Source organism: Arthrobacter sp. ES3-54 (assembly GCF_029504395.1).
Taxonomy (GTDB): Bacteria; Actinomycetota; Actinomycetes; order Actinomycetales; family Micrococcaceae; genus Arthrobacter.
Genome location: NZ_JAQFIF010000006.1, coordinates 126,925 through 142,716, shown reverse-complemented (window position 1 = coordinate 142,716; position 15,792 = coordinate 126,925). Strand labels below are relative to the sequence as shown.

At 67.9% G+C, this 15,792-nt stretch carries 14 protein-coding genes and 2 tRNA genes; 11 read left to right on the top strand and 5 right to left on the bottom strand.

Annotated elements, in window-relative coordinates:
• Positions 1–48: 48 nt before the first annotated feature.
• A complete protein-coding gene (locus M2428_RS12915) occupies positions 49–1,029 on the bottom strand; it encodes a 3-methyladenine DNA glycosylase (RefSeq protein ID WP_277526340.1) in 981 nt (326 codons plus the stop codon).
• 163 nt (positions 1,030–1,192) lie between these two features.
• On the opposite strand from M2428_RS12915, the gene M2428_RS12910 reads away from it, so the two are divergent.
• Positions 1,193–1,615, top strand: coding sequence for a VOC family protein (locus M2428_RS12910; protein WP_277526339.1), 423 nt, complete (start codon positions 1,193–1,195; stop codon positions 1,613–1,615).
• Positions 1,616–1,724: 109 nt separating this feature from the next.
• On the opposite strand, the gene M2428_RS12905 is transcribed toward M2428_RS12910, so the two are convergent.
• Positions 1,725–2,918 carry an SLC13 family permease gene (locus tag M2428_RS12905; protein WP_277526338.1) on the bottom strand — a complete coding sequence of 398 codons (1,194 nt, stop codon included), beginning with the start codon at positions 2,916–2,918 and terminating at the stop codon, positions 1,725–1,727.
• Between the two features lie 81 nt (positions 2,919–2,999).
• Between M2428_RS12905 and M2428_RS12900 the strand changes: the two genes are divergently transcribed.
• The 6 genes from M2428_RS12900 to M2428_RS12875 all read left to right on the top strand — a co-directional run bounded on the left by M2428_RS12900 (position 3,000) and on the right by M2428_RS12875 (position 9,186).
• A complete protein-coding gene (locus tag M2428_RS12900) occupies positions 3,000–4,385 on the top strand; it encodes a cystathionine beta-synthase (RefSeq protein WP_277526337.1) in 1,386 nt (461 codons plus the stop codon).
• Positions 4,386–4,402: 17 nt separating this feature from the next.
• Positions 4,403–5,611 carry a cystathionine gamma-synthase gene (locus M2428_RS12895; RefSeq protein ID WP_277526336.1) on the top strand — a complete coding sequence of 403 codons (1,209 nt, stop codon included), beginning with the start codon at positions 4,403–4,405 and terminating at the stop codon, positions 5,609–5,611.
• Between the two features lie 64 nt (positions 5,612–5,675).
• A complete protein-coding gene (locus tag M2428_RS12890; protein ID WP_277526335.1) occupies positions 5,676–6,197 on the top strand; it encodes a helix-turn-helix domain-containing protein in 522 nt (173 codons plus the stop codon).
• On the top strand, positions 6,194–7,543 hold the full coding sequence (locus M2428_RS12885) for an MFS transporter (RefSeq protein WP_277526334.1): 1,350 nt from the start codon (positions 6,194–6,196) through the stop codon (positions 7,541–7,543). The genes M2428_RS12890 and M2428_RS12885 overlap by 4 nt, the downstream gene beginning before the upstream one ends.
• Before the next feature lie 102 nt (positions 7,544–7,645).
• A complete protein-coding gene (locus M2428_RS12880; protein ID WP_277526333.1) occupies positions 7,646–9,022 on the top strand; it encodes a glycosyltransferase 87 family protein in 1,377 nt (458 codons plus the stop codon).
• A gap of 35 nt (positions 9,023–9,057) precedes the next feature.
• Entirely contained in the window at positions 9,058–9,186 is a 129-nt protein-coding gene (locus M2428_RS12875) for a hypothetical protein (RefSeq protein ID WP_277526332.1), read from the top strand.
• On the opposite strand, the gene M2428_RS12870 is transcribed toward M2428_RS12875, so the two are convergent.
• Complete coding sequence (locus M2428_RS12870) at positions 9,183–10,373, bottom strand: acyl-CoA dehydrogenase family protein (RefSeq protein WP_277526331.1); 1,191 nt, start codon at positions 10,371–10,373, stop codon at positions 9,183–9,185. The genes M2428_RS12875 and M2428_RS12870 overlap by 4 nt on opposite strands.
• A gap of 75 nt (positions 10,374–10,448) precedes the next feature.
• Here M2428_RS12870 and M2428_RS12865 point away from each other — a divergent pair, with 75 nt between their 5' ends.
• From M2428_RS12865 to M2428_RS12850, 4 genes are all read left to right on the top strand, one after another.
• A complete protein-coding gene (locus M2428_RS12865; RefSeq protein ID WP_277526330.1) occupies positions 10,449–11,102 on the top strand; it encodes an MOSC domain-containing protein in 654 nt (217 codons plus the stop codon).
• A gap of 390 nt (positions 11,103–11,492) precedes the next feature.
• Positions 11,493–13,622, top strand: coding sequence for a DEAD/DEAH box helicase (locus tag M2428_RS12860; protein ID WP_277526329.1), 2,130 nt, complete (start codon positions 11,493–11,495; stop codon positions 13,620–13,622).
• 233 nt (positions 13,623–13,855) lie between these two features.
• Positions 13,856–13,927 (top strand) — tRNA-Thr (locus M2428_RS12855).
• 62 nt (positions 13,928–13,989) lie between these two features.
• Positions 13,990–14,063: transfer RNA gene (locus tag M2428_RS12850), tRNA-Met, on the top strand.
• A 62-nt stretch (positions 14,064–14,125) separates the two neighbouring features.
• Here the strand turns inward: M2428_RS12850 and M2428_RS12845 are convergent.
• A complete protein-coding gene (locus tag M2428_RS12845) occupies positions 14,126–14,848 on the bottom strand; it encodes an HNH endonuclease family protein (RefSeq protein WP_277526328.1) in 723 nt (240 codons plus the stop codon).
• A 265-nt stretch (positions 14,849–15,113) separates the two neighbouring features.
• Positions 15,114–15,704, bottom strand: a complete 591-nt coding sequence (locus tag M2428_RS12840; protein WP_277526327.1) for a dihydrofolate reductase family protein — start codon at positions 15,702–15,704, stop codon at positions 15,114–15,116.
• Between the last annotated feature and the right edge of the window lie 88 nt (positions 15,705–15,792).

Here is a 15,792-nt window from a genome sequence, read left to right as displayed (position 1 = left end):
ATGCCGCAACGGCATACCCGGCGCGTGGGGTCGGTCCACCGGGCGTTGTCAGTGGCCGCGGTGGTCCTGGATGGTCATCCGCGGGCCGAACGTCGGTTTCCGGAAGCCGCTCAGCCCGAGCATCCGGACCACCCGCTGCCTGTGCCCTGCCCAGGGGGCCAGCAGCCTGAGCATGCCGGCGTCGTCCGTGCGGCGGCCGGTCAGGGCGGCGCCCACGTAGGCCGCCAGGTGGTAATCGCCCACCGCGATCGAATCCGGACAGCCATGCGTGCGCTGCACCACCTCCGCCGCCGTCCACACCCCGATTCCGGGGAGCGTCTGCAGCTTGGTCCCTGCCTCCGCGGCGGGAAGCGTGGCGAGCCGTTCAAGCGCGGCGGCGGAACGCAGCGCCCGCATGATGGTGGCCGAACGCTGCGGCCCCACCCCTGCCTTGTGCCATTCCCAGGACGGAATGTGCAGCCACTGCGCAGCCGTCGGCTGGACTAGCAGATTGGCGGGAGCCACGGTGCCGGCACCCGGCGCGGCCGTCCCGAAGCGGTACATCAGGTAGCGGTACCCGCGGCGGGCCTCGATGACAGTGACCTTCTGCTCCAGGATGGTCGGCACCAGTGAATCCATCATCCGGCCGGTTGCAGGCAGCCGAATCGCGAGGTTCCGGCGTCGGGCTTCAACCACCATGCGCGGGAGCGTGGCGTGGAACGCGGGCTCGTCGAAGCCGGACCAATCGTCCTCACTCCCGAGCATGCGGGGCACGGAATCGACGGCGTCCACCGCTCCGGGGCCCCAGGCCTGCGCGTCCACGGCCGGGTCCGCCCATGGCCCGGCGGTTGCCAGGCGCAGTGTGGCCGGACCGTGCGGGGTGGTGAACGCGAGCCAGACTCCGTCCGGGGCTGTGCGGATGGACGGGTCGCCGTGGCCGCGCAGGAGCGTGCCGATGGTTTGCATCAAGTCGAACGGGCCGCCCGGGCGCCACCGCAAGGAGGCGTCCGCCGCGGCGGCGAGGCCTGCGGGGACGTCTGCAACGGTCATTCGAACATGTTCCCATGTCCTCCTGACAGCGGCCGCATCCGAAGCAACCGAGCAGGGGCCGTACGGCCCTTAACCCCCGGCGCTGCCGGGACTAAAATCCGGCTGTGGCGTGGAGCGTCCACGCCCGCCTCTTGGCCCGAATCCTTGTTCTTAGGAGAGTGTGATGGCTGGTGGAGTGGTACATTTCGAAATCCCCGCAGACGACGAGGGCCGCGCACGGGAGTTCTACAGTTCCGCGTTCGGCTGGGAAGTAAGCGCCGTGCCGGAGATGAGCTACGCCATGATCAAGACGACGCCGACGGACGCAACCGGCATGCCCTCCGTTCCGGGCTCGATCAACGGCGGCATGTTCCGCCGCGAAGGGGACCTCACGTCCCCGGTTGTCACGGTGGACGTCGATGACATTGACGCGGCGCTGGAGAAGATCAATTCCTTGGGCGGCAGCACCGTCTTGCCGCGGCAGGAAATCGGCACCATGGGCTGGGCCGCCTACTTCCGTGACACCGAAGGCAACGTGGTCGGTCTCTGGCAAAGCGCCCCGCGTGAGGGCGGCACCGGCGCAGCGGCGGATGACATCGGCGCCTGACATCCCTGACGGGCGCGCAGGCCCCCTCAGTACATCCAATTCAGTACATCCAACTCAGTACATCAAACTCGGTACATCCAACCCCAGAACAATCACCTCAGCACCTGCCTCAGTGCATCCCCGTGGTGAGCCACAGTGCCACGACCGCCAGCGGGACAGTGAGGACGACGGCGATCACGCCGGCCACGGCGAAGCCTCCCCAGCGGATCTCCACGTTGAGGGAACGGAGCCGCTCGTGCCACAGCAGCGTGGCCAGGGAAGCCCACGGGGTCACCAGCGGGCCCAGGTTCACGCCGATCAGCAGGGCCGCCAGCCGGGCCGGGGAGCCGCCCACCGGTTCCAGGACCAAATAGGCGGGCAGGTTGTTGACAGCGTTGGCTGCCCCAGCGCCCAGGCCGGCGAGCTGCAGGAGCGCCGGCAGGCTCTCGCCCGTGCCGGCGATCCCGGACAGGAACCGGGTGAGCCCGTTGGCGTGCAGGGCCTCCACCACCATGAACAGTCCGGACGTGAGCATGAGCGGACGCCACGGAATCATGGACCAGCGCAGGACGGAGCGCCGCCGCCAGAGGAAAAGCAGGAGCAGGGCCGCGGCTGCCGCGAGCGCCGGGATCTGCACCGGAACCCCCGAGACAAGCGCCGGAAGCAGGACCACCATGACCCCGGACGCCGCGTACAGCAGCACCCGGTCCCGCACTTTATGGACCGGCTGCGGCCCGTACGTGCCGCGCAGATCCTTCCGGAACGCCAGCCACAGCAGCACCAGCGGCACGAGGATCCCCACCAAGGCGGGGGCCCACACCAGCGAAGCGAACGCGGCGGGGCTGAGCTTGAGCCGGTCCTGCGCCAGCAGGTTGGTCAGGTTGGAGACCGGCAGCAGCAGCGAGGCCGTGTTCGCCAGCCACACTGTGGTCAGCGCGAACGGCAGCGGCGGAATGCGGGCGTGAATGGCCAGCAGCACGACGACGGGAGTCACCAGCACCGCCGTCGTATCCAGCGACAAGAACACCGTGGAAACGGTGGCGAGGGCGATCACGAGGAACCACAGCAACAGGACCCGGCCGCGGCCCAGGGCGGCCAGCCGCTCGGTGACCACGCGGAAGAGCCCGGCCTCATCCACCAGCTCCGTGACCAGGGACATCGCCACCACGAACGCCAGCACCGGCACGGTCCGCGCTGCCAGCTCCTGAAAAGCGGGGACCGGCAGCAGCCCGGTGGCCAGCGCCGCGCAGCCGGCCAGCAGCATGCCAGCGGGCAGCGCGTAGCTCCTGAGCTTCTTCAGCCGGGCGATCCTCTTCACCGCCATATCCTCGCATCTGCCAGAGCCGTGGCAGCGCCGTGGCCGCGCCGACGTGCCCGCCCGTTCGGAGACGGTAACTTTGTACCTATGAAGTACGCCCAGTCCATCCTGGACCTCATTGGCCATACGCCGCTCGTCAAACTCAACCACGTGACCGATGGCATCGCTGCCACCATCCTGGTGAAGCTGGAATACCTGAACCCCGGCGGTTCGATCAAGGACCGCATCGCGGCGAAGATGATCGAGGAGGCCGAACGAACGGGCAAGCTCCTGCCCGGCGGCACCATCGTGGAGCCCACCTCGGGCAACACCGGCGTTGGCCTGGCGCTCGTGGCCCAGCAGAAGGGCTACCGCTGCATCTTCGTCGTGCCGGACAAGGTCGGCGAAGACAAGCGGGCCGTGCTCCAGGCCTACGGCGCCGAAGTGGTGGTTACGCCCACCGCCGTCCCGCCGGACAGCCCGCAAAGCTACTACGGCGTCTCGGACCGGCTCGTCACCGAGATCCCGGGAGCCTACAAGCCGGACCAGTTCTCCAACCCGGCCGCCCCGGCAAGCCACTATGAAACCACCGGCCCTGAGATCTGGCACGACACCGACGGCCGCATCACGCACTGCGTCATCGGCGCCGGCACCGGCGGCACGATCACCGGCACAGGCCGGTACCTCAAGGAAGTTTCCGCCGGGCGGCCCGCGGCAGAGGGCGGGGTCGTGAAGATCATCGGCGCGGATCCCGCAGGCTCGGTGTACTCCGGCGGCACGGGCCGCCCGTACTTTGTCGAGGGCGTCGGGGAGGACATGTGGCCGGCCAACTATGACAAGTCCGTCCCGGACGACGTCATTGCCGTCAGCGACGCCGATTCCTTCGCGATGACGCGCCGGCTGGCGCGCGAGGAAGGCCTGCTGGTGGGCGGGTCCTCGGGCATGGCCGTCGTGGCCGCCATGGAGGTCGCCAAGGACCTCCCGGCGGAAGCCGTCGTCGTGGTCATCCTGCCGGACTCCGGCCGCGGCTACCTGGCGAAGATCTTCAATGACCAGTGGATGCGCTCCTACGGCTTCCTGGCCAGCGGGGACGAGGCCTCGGTGGGCGAGGTCCTCAAGGCCAAGACCGGTGAACTCCCGGACCTCGTCCACATCCACCCGAACGAATCCGTCCGCGATGTCATCAACATCATGAACGAATACGGCGTCTCGCACATCCCCGTCCTGTCCCAGGAACCGCCCGTGGTCATGGGCGAGGTCCTTGGCGCCGTGGACGAGCGAACCCTCACGGCCAAGCTGTTCCGCGGCGAGGCCAAACTCTCGGACAAAATCTCCGAACACATGGAGGCCCGCCTCCCTGTGATCGGCTCGCTCGAATCGATCTCGACCGCCCGCGAACTCCTCTCCGACGCTGACACCCTCATGGTGACGTTTGTCGGCGCCCCGGTGGGGATCCTGACCCGCCACGACCTCCTCGCGTACCTCAGCAACTGACCAGTTCAAGGAGTCCCATGTCTTTGCCTAAAAGCTCTTCCTCGAAAAACCCGGGCTTCAACACCCGCGCCATCCACGCCGGCCAGGCGTTTGAGCCCCGCACCGGGGCGGTGGTGCCCCCTGTGCACTTCTCGTCGACCTATGCCCAGGACGGCATCGGCGGGCTGCGGGACGGCTACGAATACGGCCGGGGCACCAACCCCACCCGTGACTCGCTGCAGGAGCAGCTGGCCGCGCTGGAAGGCGGGAGCGCCGCGTTCTCCTTTAGCTCGGGCCTGGCCGCCGAGGACTCGATGATCCGCGCCCTCAGCCGCCCCGGTGACCACATTGTGCTCGGCAACGACGCCTACGGCGGAACATACCGGCTCATCAGCCGGGTCCTGGGGGAGTGGGGCATCGGCAACACCCCGGTGGACATGGCCGACCTCGACGCCGTCGCCGCCGCCGTCGCGGCCGGAGGCACCGCCGACGGCGGCGGCAAGACCCGCCTGGTGTGGGTGGAGACGCCGTCGAACCCGATGATGAAGATCACCGACATCGAGGCGCTCGCCAAGGTGGCGCACGACGCCGGCGCGCTCCTCGTGGTGGACAACACGTTCGCCTCGCCGTACCTGCAGACCCCGCTCGCCCTCGGCGCCGACATCGTGGTGCACTCCACCACCAAGTACATCGGCGGCCACTCGGACGTCGTCGGCGGCGCGATCGTGGTCAACGACCCGGAGCTGGCGGAGAAGATTGGCTTCGTCCAGTTCGCCGTCGGCGCCGTGTCCGGGCCGATGGACGCCTTCCTCACCACCCGCGGCCTGAAAACCCTCGGCGTGCGCATGGACCGGCACAGCGACAACGCCCAGGCCGTGGCCGAATGGCTGCTGGAACGCCCCGAGGTGGAGGCCGTGCTCTACCCGGGCCTGCCGTCCCACCCGGGCCACGAGCTGGCCCGGAAGCAGATGAAGAAGTTCGGCGGCATGATCTCCGTGCAGTTCAAGGGCGGCGAGGCCGCGGCACGCAAGGTGGCCGAATCGACCTCCGTGTTCACCCTGGCCGAGTCCCTGGGCGGGATCGAATCGCTCATGAACTACCCCTCGGAAATGACGCACGCCTCGGTCAAGGGCACCGAACTGGCGGTCCCGGTCAACCTGATCCGGCTCTCCTGCGGCATCGAGGACGTCGAGGACCTGATCGCGGACCTCGACGCCGCCATCTCCTCGCTGGCGGACAACAACTAAGCGGCAGCTAACCCGCGCCTCGGCCACCCTAGCTTTCTCTAAGAGAGTCAGCTAGGGTGGCCGCATGGCACTTCGATCCGATTGGTCCCAGCGGACCTGCAGCATGGCCCGCGGCCTCGACATCCTCGGCGATCCCTGGAGCATGCTGGTCCTGCGCGAGGTGTTCTTCGGCAACGGCCGCTTCGAGGCCATGAAGCAGCGGCTGGGGGTGGCCGATTCCGTGCTCACCAAGCGGCTCGCCGGGCTCGTCGAGGCCGGCCTCCTCACCCGGCGGCCCTACGACGACGGCGGCCGCACCCGCCAGGAATACGTCCTCACCGCCAAGGGCGAGGACGCCCTCCCGGTGCTCAACGCCGTCGTGATCTGGGCCGAAAAGCACCTCCCGGCGCCGTCCGGGCAGGCGCACATGTTCGTCATCCACAGCGGCTGCGGGGAGCGGACCTCCTCGGCGGACACGTGTACGGCCTGCGGGGAACCGCTGACGGCCGTCAACACGAGCTGGCACAGCCTCTCCCGCACCGCGGACCCCGTGCCCCTGGCCTCGGCCGGCACCGGGACCCCTGTCCAGAACGGAACCGCCGCATGAGCGCCCCTGAAACCATGGCCCCCGTTCCCGTCCGCCGCCGCTTCCACCCGGCGTGGACTGTCGCCGCCGTGGCATTCCTCGCGCTGGTCGGCGCCGCCGGGTTCCGGGCAGCGCCGGGCGTGCTGATGGTGCCGCTGCAGAACGAGTTCGGCTGGTCCACCACCGTGCTCTCTGCCGCGGTCAGCATCAACCTCGTGCTCTTCGGGCTCACGGCGCCGTTCGCGGCGGCCCTGATGGAACGTTTCGGCATCCGCGCCGTCACGGCCGTGGCTCTGGTGCTGATCGGCGCCGGCAGCGCCCTGACGGTCCTCGTGACGCAGTCCTGGCAGATCCTGCTGACGTGGGGGCTGCTGATCGGGCTCGGTACCGGGTCCATGGCGCTGGTCTTCGCCGCCACCATCGCCAACACCTGGTTCGCCAAGAGCCGCGGCCTGGTGATCGGCATCCTCACCGCCGGCAGTGCCGCCGGGCAGCTCGTGTTCCTGCCCTTCATCGCGCTCCTGGCCCAGGACCCGGGCTGGCGGCAGGCCTCGCTCCTTATCGGTGCCGGCGCGCTGGCCGTGGTGCCGCTCGTGCTGAAGTTCCTGAAGAACTCCCCGGCCGACGTCGGCGTGCTGCCCTACGGGGCGACGCCGCCGGCCGCCGACGCAAGCACCGGGCTGGCATCGACCGAATCGACCGAATCGATAGGGCCGGAAACAGCGGAGGCGCGCCGGAACGCCGCGGTCCGTGCCCTGCAGGTCCTCAAGCGGGCCAGCAAGGTGCGTACCTTCTGGGCCCTCGTGGCCGGTTTCGCGATCTGCGGCGCGACCACCAACGGGCTGATCGGCACCCACTTCATCCCCTCCGCACATGACCACGGCATGCCCGAAACCACCGCGGCGGGCCTGCTCGCCGTCGTCGGCCTCTTCGACATCATCGGCACCATCGCCTCCGGCTGGCTCACGGACCGCTTCAACCCCCGGATCCTGCTCGCCGTGTACTACCAGTTCCGCGGGATCGGGCTGCTGGTCCTGCCGCTGCTGCTCAGCGCCACCGTCCAGCCCAGCATGATCGTGTTCGTGGTCATCTACGGCCTGGACTGGGTCGCCACCGTGCCTCCCACCGCCGCGATCTGCCGCCAGGTGTTCGGTGCCGACGGGAGCGTCGTGTTTGGCTGGGTGTTCGCGGCCCACCAGCTCGGCGCGGCCGCCGCCGCCCTTGCAGCCGGGGCGGTGCGTGACGCCACCGGCCAGTACACCTACGCCTGGTTTGCCGCCGCCGCCATGTGCACCATCGCCGCCGTCATCAGCGCCACCATCCGCAAAGACGCCCGGAAGCCGGAGTCGGTCCCGGTCCCGGCGTAGCTGTTCTGTAGACTGACCCGACAGCGAGGGCGCGTTTGCGCCGCCCTGGACGGAACCGACCAAACGGCCAGCGTCTACACCAGCAGCCCGATTGGGGAATTCATGTCAGTGCCCGATTCCGACCACAGCCCGGCGCGGCACTCACCCGTCCCGCAGCTGCTCCGGCTCTCCGTCGTCCTGGCCATCGCCGCCGTGGGCTACTTCATCTGGATCTCGCTCGGCCTCTGGGCCAAGCACGGCCTGGACTTCAGCGTCTACTGGTACGGCGGCAAAATCCTCAACGACGCCGGCGCGGCGCCCTCGGACCTGTACAGGGGAAATGTGGACTGGGCCGGCGGCCCGAACCTGATGTTCACCTACCCGCCGTTCGCCGCCCTGATCTTCGGTCTTTTGGCCCGGCTGCCCCAGGCGGCAGCGCTGAACCTGTTCAACGCGGCCGGCGCCGTCGTGGCGATCCTGACCGCGGCCCGTGCGGTCCGGTACTGGAACGCGAAATCCTCGTGGCGCGCTACCTTCCGGACTCCGGGCAACGGCTGGGCCGCCGCCGTCCTGGTCCTGGCGGTGCTGAACCTCGGTCCGTGGCGCGAGACCCTGGCGTTCGGACAAATCAATGCCCTGCTGATGGGCCTGATCGCCGTGGACCTGCTGGCCCGCAACCCGCGTTGGACCCGCGGCTTCCCCGGCAGCGGCTTCCTGGTGGGCGTCGCTGCCGGCATCAAGCTGACGCCCCTGGTGTTCGGGCTGTACTACCTGGTCCGCAAGGACTGGCGCGGCCTGGGCAACATGGCTGCCGGCTTCACCGCCACCGTGGTGCTCGGCTGGCTGCTGCGGCCCGCCGAATCCCTGCAGTTCTGGCTCCAGATGCTGCCGGACACCTCCCGGATGGGGGGAGCGGGCTATGTGGACAACCTGTCGCTCAAGGGCGCCCTGCTGCACTTCGGTGTCCCGGAGGCGCACGCCACTGTGCCGTGGCTGGTGCTGAGCCTGGTGGTCGTGGCCGTTGGCGCCGGAGTGATCAAAGCCGCCAGCGATCAGGGCGCCCGCGTCGTGGCCGTGTCCGCGACGGCGCTCACCATGCTCCTGATCAGCCCGGTCTCGTGGTCCCACCACTGGGTCTGGGTCGCGGCAATATTTCCGGCTTTCGCCTGGACCCTGCGGGAAACCCCGCGCCGCTACGCCGGAATGCGCTGGACCATGGGCGTCGTGCTGGGCATCTCGATCCTCGTCTTCCTGTTCTCGCCCAAGACCATTGGCACAGCCCTCGGCGCGGAAAACCTCGATGTCCAGACGCCCGGCTTGTGGATCATGGCCTCCAGCTCCGGTGTCTTCTGCGCCGTGGCCCTGCTGGTCTGCTGGCTCGTCGCCCTGCGGCTCGATGCGCTGGCACCGGGGCTCGACCTGCCACCCGGGCTCGACCTCGCGTCCGGGCCGGCTGCCGAACGGGACTTCCGGGCCGCCGCCTCTTCCTCCGCTTCGTAGGCGGCCTGACGGCCGCCACCGCTGAGCTGTCTGGTATGAGCAACCTTGTCCCGCATAAGACGGCCCTTGTCACCGGGGTCGGCCGGCTCGCCGGAATGGGCGCCGGCATTGCGCGCCGTCTTGCCGCCGGGACTTCTACACGGACGCTCGACTCGCGCGGCTAGCGGAAGGCGGGCAGACCCGTGATGTGCTGGCCCAGGATCAGGGTGTGGACTTCGTCGGTTCCCTCGTACGTGCGGACCGATTCCAGGTTGGCGGCGTGCCGCAGCGGGGAATGGTCCAGCGTGATGCCGTTGCCGCCCAGGATGGTGCGCGCCTCCCGGGCAATGGCGAGTGCCTCCCGCACGTTGTTCAGCTTGCCGAGCGAGATTTGTTCCGGACGCAGCGTGCCGGCGTCCTTGAGCCGGCCCAGGTGCAGGGCCAGCAGGGTGCCCTTTTGGATTTCCAGGAGCATGTTCACGAGTTTCTCCTGCGTTAGCTGGTATCCGGCCAGCGGTTTGCCGAACTGCAGCCGCTCCTGGGCATAGGCCAGGGCGGCCTCGTAGGAATCCCGGGCGGCGCCCATCGCACCCCACGCGATCCCGTACCGGGCCTCGTTGAGGCAGGAGAAGGGGCCCCGCAGCCCCCGCGCCGCCGGCAGCAGCGCCTCGGGGCCCAGCCGGACGGCGTCGAACGTGATGTCGCACTGGATGGAGGCGCGCATCGAGAGTTTCTGCCCGATCGGGGTGGCGGTGACGCCCGCGGTGCCGGCGGGGACGAGGAAACCGCGCACGCCGTCGTCGGTCATGGCCCACACCACCAGCACATCCGCCACGGAGGCGAGCCCGATCCAGCGTTTGGCGCCGTCCAGGATCCAGCCGGCGCTATCGCCGGTCCCGTCAGGGCGGGCAAAGGTGGTCATGGACGCTGGATCGGATCCGGCCGTGGGCTCGGTCAGGGCAAACGCGCCGATCAGTTCGCCGGCGGCCATCCGGGGGAGCCACTCCTGCTTTTGGTCCTCGGAGCCCCACTTGTGGATGGCTGTCATGGCGAGGGAGCCCTGCACGGAGACGAACGTGCGGACGCCGGAATCGCCGGCCTCGAGTTCCATGGCCGCGAGGCCGTATTCGACGGCGGAGCGGCCCGGGCAACCGTAGCCCTCCAGATGCATGCCGAGCACGCCGAGTTCGCCAAGTTCCGGGGCGAGGTCGAGGGGGAACACGGCGTCCTCGTACCAGCCGGCGATGTCGGGGCGGATCCGCTGGTTGGTGAAATCGCGGACGCGCTCCCGCACAGCCAGCTCCTCAGCGCTCAGCAGCGAATCGATCGCTAGGACATCGGAAACGTCGGACTGGTTGACGTGGTTGCTCATGCCAGCATCCTACGGCCGGCCAGCGTGCCGCGTTGAGTCCGGTGCCCGGCCGTGCCGCAGGCCTACACTGGTGCCATGGAAACCGCATCTGTGCTTGCTGTCTGCAGGGTTCACCAGTTGCTCGATGATCCCGGCAGCGTCGGGGTCACCGCGATTGACAAGCGCCCCGTCGCCGGACCGGTGCGGGTCCACAAACTCGGCCTGCGCGGTGATGTCCAGGCCAGCAGGATCCACCACGGCGGCGAGGACCAGGCACTCTACGCGTATTCGCAGGACGACGCCGACTACTGGGCCGGCGAGCTCGGGCGGGACCTGCCGCCGGGCATCTTCGGCGAAAACCTGCGGATCACGGGCCTCAACGCCTCCAACGCCGTGATCGGCGAACGCTGGAAGATCGGATTGGACGTCGAGGTCGAAGTCACCTCACCCCGCATCCCCTGCGCCACCTTCCAGCGCCGGATGGGCGAACCGCACTGGGTCAAGCGGTTCACCGAGGCAGGCCGGGTGGGCACCTACCTCAGGGTGGTCAGGACCGGCAGCATCGAAGCCGGAAACCACATCCACCAGCTCTTCGTCCCCGCCCACGGCGTGACGATCGCCAAGTGGTTCACCGACCCCACACTGGAGGACATGGAGGCCCTGCGCGACGCCGACGCCGACGGCCAGATCCGCCTGCAGCCCGAGTACCACCAGGGCTTTGAGCAGCTGCAGCGCCGCCTCGGGGTCTAGGCCTGGGGCGCCGGTGTGCGCAAGCTCACCGTCCGCCGTTGGCCCCTCAACTACCACTGTCCTGATCCATGCCCTACACTTGAAATATCCCCCACTCCGGAAATCCCTTATTCCTGCCCAATTCTTGAGGCAGGACTGGCAAGTGTTGGGGCCCGCAACTGTGATGCGGGCATTTTCATAGGGAGAGCCGGCAAAAGAAAACGCTGTACAGACTGCTGGGATAGCAGCCAAGAGATGCAGCGGGAAGTCCTGCCACGGGATTGCGAAAGCGCCGGACTTCTATGTGACCCGCCGGTCAACCGTACGCCCGGCAATTCGTGTCACGCGTACTGCGGCTCCGCTCACCTCGGGTTGTGCCGCTTGGCCCCTATGGATGAGGAAATTTCACCTATGCCCGAAAATCAGAACAACTCCGTCGACACCGAAAACATTCAGAGCGACGTCGAGACTTCTGAAACGGCTGCCCCCGCAGCCGGCTCCGCCCCGGAATTCACCGAGGCTCCTGCGAACGTTGTAGCACCGGCCGCCGCCGAGGCTGCCGAAGTTGCCCCGCAGGCTGACACCAAGACCGAGGCCACTTCCGCCCCGGCGAAGGACGAGGACGCCGAGGAAGAAGGCGTCAAGTTCGTAGACCTCGGCATCGACGGCCGTGTCCTCGCTGCCCTGCAGGACGTCGGCTACGAGAAGCCGTCCCCGATCCAGGCAGCAACCATCCCGCTGCTGCTCGAAGGCCGCGACGTCGTGGGCCTGGCCCAGACCGGTACCGGTAAGACTGCAGCATTCGCAGTACCGGCACTGTCCCGTCTGGCCGAGCTCCACGACCTCAACGGCCCGTCCCGCAAGACCCAGGCCCTGGTGCTGGCTCCGACCCGTGAGCTCGCCCTCCAGGTGGCCGAGGCCTTCACCTCCTACGCCAAGCACATCGACGACTTCACCGTCCTCCCGGTGTACGGCGGCTCCGCCTACGGCCCCCAGCTCGCCGGCCTGCGCCGCGGCGCCCAGGTTGTTGTCGGTACCCCCGGCCGTGTCATCGACCACATCTCCAAGGGTTCCCTTGACCTGTCCGAACTCCAGTACCTCGTGCTGGATGAGGCCGACGAGATGCTCCGCATGGGCTTCGCCGAAGACGTTGAGCAGATCTTCCAGCAGACCCCCGCGGGCCGCCAGGTTGCGCTGTTCTCCGCCACGATGCCGAGCCAGATCCGTCGGCTCTCCAAGCAGTACCTGAACAACCCGGCCGAGGTGCAGGTCAAGTCCAAGACCACCACGGGCGCCAACACCCGCCAGCGCTACCTGCAGGTCATGGGCCCGCACAAGCTCGACGCGCTGACCCGCATCCTCGAGGTCGAAGAGTTCGAGGGCGTGATCGCCTTCGTGCGGACCAAGATGGCCACCGAGGACCTCGCCGACAAGCTGCGCTCCCGCGGCTTCCAGGCTGCCGCCATCAATGGTGACATCCCGCAGCAGCAGCGTGAGCGCACGGTTGAGGCCCTGCGCGACGGCAAGATCGACATCCTTGTCGCCACTGACGTCGCCGCCCGCGGACTCGACGTCGAGCGCGTCAGCCACGTGGTCAACTACGACATCCCGCACGACACCGAGTCCTACGTCCACCGCATCGGCCGCACCGGCCGCGCAGGCCGTTCCGGTGACGCGATCCTGTTCATGACGCCGCGGGAGAAGTACCTGCTGCGTTCCATCGAGAAGGCAACCCGCCAGCCGGTGGAGCAGATGCACCTGCCCACGGCCGAGACCGTCAACACGCTGCGCCTGGGCAAGTTCGCCGAGCGCATCACGGAGACCCTCGAGTCCGAGGACGTCGCCGCGTTCCGCGACCTCATCTCCTCCTACGAGGAAGAGCACAACGTGCCGGCCTCGGAGATCGCCGCCGCACTGGCCGTCATGGCCCAGGGCGGACAGCCGCTCCTGGTCAAGGAACTGCCGGCAGCGCCCGAGTTCCAGAAGCGCGAGCGCTCCAAGGACGGCTTCGGCTCACGCGGCCCGACCCGCACCCTGACCGAGGGCAACGCCACCTACCGGATCGCCGTCGGACGCCGCCAGCGCGTCATGCCGGGTTCCATCGTTGGCGCCATTGCCAACGAAGGCGGCATCTCCTCGGCCCAGATCGGCGGCATCGACATCCGCTCGGACCACTCCCTCGTGGAGCTCCCGGCGGACCTGAGCGCCGACCAGCTCAAGGCCCTGTCCCGCACCCGGATCGGCGGCGAGCTGATCCACCTCGAGCTCGACAACGGCCGCAAGCCCTCCGGTGGCAGCGGCTCCTACCAGGGCAACCGCGGCGGCGACCGCGGCGGGGACCGTGGCGGCTACTCCGGTGGCAGCGGCAACTTCAAGGGCAACGGCGGCTTCAAGCGCGAATTCCGCAAGGGCGACGGCGAGCGGTCCTCCGCTGACCGTGGCGGCCGCTCCTTCAGCGAGCGCTCCGAGCAGCGCACCTTCGGCGCCGACACCCGCAAGCCCCGCACCGAAGGCGGCTTCAAGCCCCGCAACAAGTGGTAATCACTAGCACTATCTGAGAACGGGCCGGCTCCCTGAGCCGGCCCGTTCTTGTTTAACTATTCCGCCCCCGTGTTCACTTCGTCACAGCCGCGGCGGCATGCCGGTTCTGGGAGCCGATTCAGGCTCGCAGGACCGTGCTGGGGGCCCGGATTTCCGCTGTTTTCGGCCGGTCCGACGTCGTCCGGCCGCCGATTTGTTGGTGGGCGAATCTTCCGGTAGAGTATTTACTCGTTGCCCCCCTAGCTCAGTGGTAGAGCGCGTTCTTGGTAAGAACGAGGTCACCGGATCGATTCCGGTGGGGGGCTCTGGATGAGGGCCTGTGTCAAGGCGGTTTTTGACCGGCTTAGCGCAGGTTTTCCTCATTTATGGCGGTGTAGCTCAGTTGGTTAGAGCGCACGACTCATAATCGTGAGGTCGGGAGATCGAGCCTCCCCACCGCTACAGGCAAGACCCCCGGAATCCTTGAGATTCCGGGGGTCTTTTCTGTATCGGGAGACGGGTGGCTAGACGCGGGTAACCGTCAGGGTGACGTTAGGGCAGGATTCTGCGTAGAGGATCAGCGCCGCCTTCTCTGTGGTGTTGACGCTCAGGCCCCAGCGGATCTTCACCGCGACCCACTGGCCGATGTACGCGCAACGATTCTTCGGCGGCAGCCACCTTTCCGGGCCACTGGCCCGCTTCGAGTGGTTGAGAGCGGACGTCTGCGCGTTCAGGGTGCGGCTGTCCCCGAGGTCGTTATAGAAAGCCACGCGCCGCGCCTGGGACCAATACCTTGCGCCGGAGCCCCAGGCTTCATTAACCGGGACCAGATGGTCGACCTCCACCTCCGTCGCTGAGGTGTGAACCCCGTTGTCCCACGATGTCACCCAGCGTCCCCTGCTGGCCATGCAACCGCGGTTGGTATAGGACACGGCCCCCTTCGATTCCTGGACGAGGACTTCCTGCCGCGTGTTCTGGCAATCCCCGTTGGTATCCGCCCAGGCGCCGAAGTAGCGATCCCGGTCATAGCCGGCGTTGACCTCGGCCGCGACAGTGAGTCCGCGTACGGCAGTCCGCAGCGGAGCCGTGTATACGGTTGCTGCTTCGGCCGGAACGGCAAGGCCGCTCAGCAGCAGGCCTGCCGCAACCACCGCTACACCCACCGCCCGCCGCAGCTTAATCAATTGCCTGGATTTCAGTACCGAGAGGGCTGTGGCGCCGACATGGCTGGAGCGATGGACGTTCATGGTTCTCGATTACTCTCAGGAAGACGTGAAAGCAATAGTAGCCCGTCGCCGGCGTCCTGCCACCTGAAGAAGCGGACGGTTCGGGGCGGTTTCGGAGGCCACTTGGCGATCTGTTCGCTGATGCATCGTCGACGCCATCACCGTGCGATTTCCGGGGGTCTTGCTGTTTCCTGGCCGAGACGGGTGCCACTCCGATGGGTGACCAGATGTGGGACGTGATCTCAATGAGGCGAAGCCGCGAACTTTAAAACTAAGACTCAGCGTTTCAGCGGACCACCCGATAGCGCACGTGGGTAACGAGGTTGGTGCCGCTCACTTCCGTCGGTTCAAGCTTGAGGTTCCCGACGCCGTCCAGCAGCCGCTCGCCCGCTCCCAGGAGGATGGGCGCGATATGGAGCCGCAGCTCGTCGATCAGCCCCGCAGACAGGTATTGGCGGACGGTCTGCGCTCCTCCGGCAACGGCCACATCCTTGCTGCCGGCGGCCTTCCGCGCCTGGGCCAGCGCTGATTCAATCCCGTCGGTCACGAAGTTGAACGTGGTGCCGCCCTGCATCTCCAGGGGCTCGCGCTGGTGGTGGGTGAGCACGTACACAGGCGCGTGGTAGGGCGGTTCCTCACCCCACCATCCCCGCCACGTTTCATCCCACGTCCCGGGCCCAGCGAACATGTTCCGTCCCATGATGTAAGCGCCGGCCGCGAGAATGCCGTCGAGCCAGGCCGCGTTGGACTGGCGTTCTTCGAACTGCCACCTGTGCAGGAGCTCTCCGCCCTCGCCCAAGGGGTCCGTCATGCTTTGGTTCGGGCCGGCGAGGAATCCGTCGAGGGAGATAGTCAGATCGCACGTGACTTGGCTCATGGGCCCATCATGCCACCACTCGGCGGCTCGGGTCTCGCCTTGTTTCCCGGTCGGCTGCGTGCCCTCACGCAGCCCGCGCCCGTGACAA

Bases quoted from the DNA above. Each gene is read 5' to 3' on its own strand.
- M2428_RS12915 (WP_277526340.1), bottom strand. From the start codon at position 1,029: ATGACCGTTGCAGACGTCCCCGCAGGCCTCGCCGCCGCGGCGGACGCC.
- M2428_RS12910 (WP_277526339.1), top strand. From the start codon at position 1,193: ATGGCTGGTGGAGTGGTACATTTCGAAATCCCCGCAGACGACGAGGGC.
- M2428_RS12905 (WP_277526338.1), bottom strand. From the start codon at position 2,918: ATGGCGGTGAAGAGGATCGCCCGGCTGAAGAAGCTCAGGAGCTACGCG.
- M2428_RS12900 (WP_277526337.1), top strand. From the start codon at position 3,000: ATGAAGTACGCCCAGTCCATCCTGGACCTCATTGGCCATACGCCGCTC.
- M2428_RS12895 (WP_277526336.1), top strand. From the start codon at position 4,403: ATGTCTTTGCCTAAAAGCTCTTCCTCGAAAAACCCGGGCTTCAACACC.
- M2428_RS12890 (WP_277526335.1), top strand. From the start codon at position 5,676: ATGGCACTTCGATCCGATTGGTCCCAGCGGACCTGCAGCATGGCCCGC.
- M2428_RS12885 (WP_277526334.1), top strand. From the start codon at position 6,194: ATGAGCGCCCCTGAAACCATGGCCCCCGTTCCCGTCCGCCGCCGCTTC.
- M2428_RS12880 (WP_277526333.1), top strand. From the start codon at position 7,646: ATGTCAGTGCCCGATTCCGACCACAGCCCGGCGCGGCACTCACCCGTC.
- M2428_RS12875 (WP_277526332.1), top strand. From the start codon at position 9,058: ATGAGCAACCTTGTCCCGCATAAGACGGCCCTTGTCACCGGGGTCGGC.
- M2428_RS12870 (WP_277526331.1), bottom strand. From the start codon at position 10,373: ATGAGCAACCACGTCAACCAGTCCGACGTTTCCGATGTCCTAGCGATC.
- M2428_RS12865 (WP_277526330.1), top strand. From the start codon at position 10,449: ATGGAAACCGCATCTGTGCTTGCTGTCTGCAGGGTTCACCAGTTGCTC.
- M2428_RS12860 (WP_277526329.1), top strand. From the start codon at position 11,493: ATGCCCGAAAATCAGAACAACTCCGTCGACACCGAAAACATTCAGAGC.
- M2428_RS12845 (WP_277526328.1), bottom strand. From the start codon at position 14,848: ATGAACGTCCATCGCTCCAGCCATGTCGGCGCCACAGCCCTCTCGGTA.
- M2428_RS12840 (WP_277526327.1), bottom strand. From the start codon at position 15,704: ATGAGCCAAGTCACGTGCGATCTGACTATCTCCCTCGACGGATTCCTC.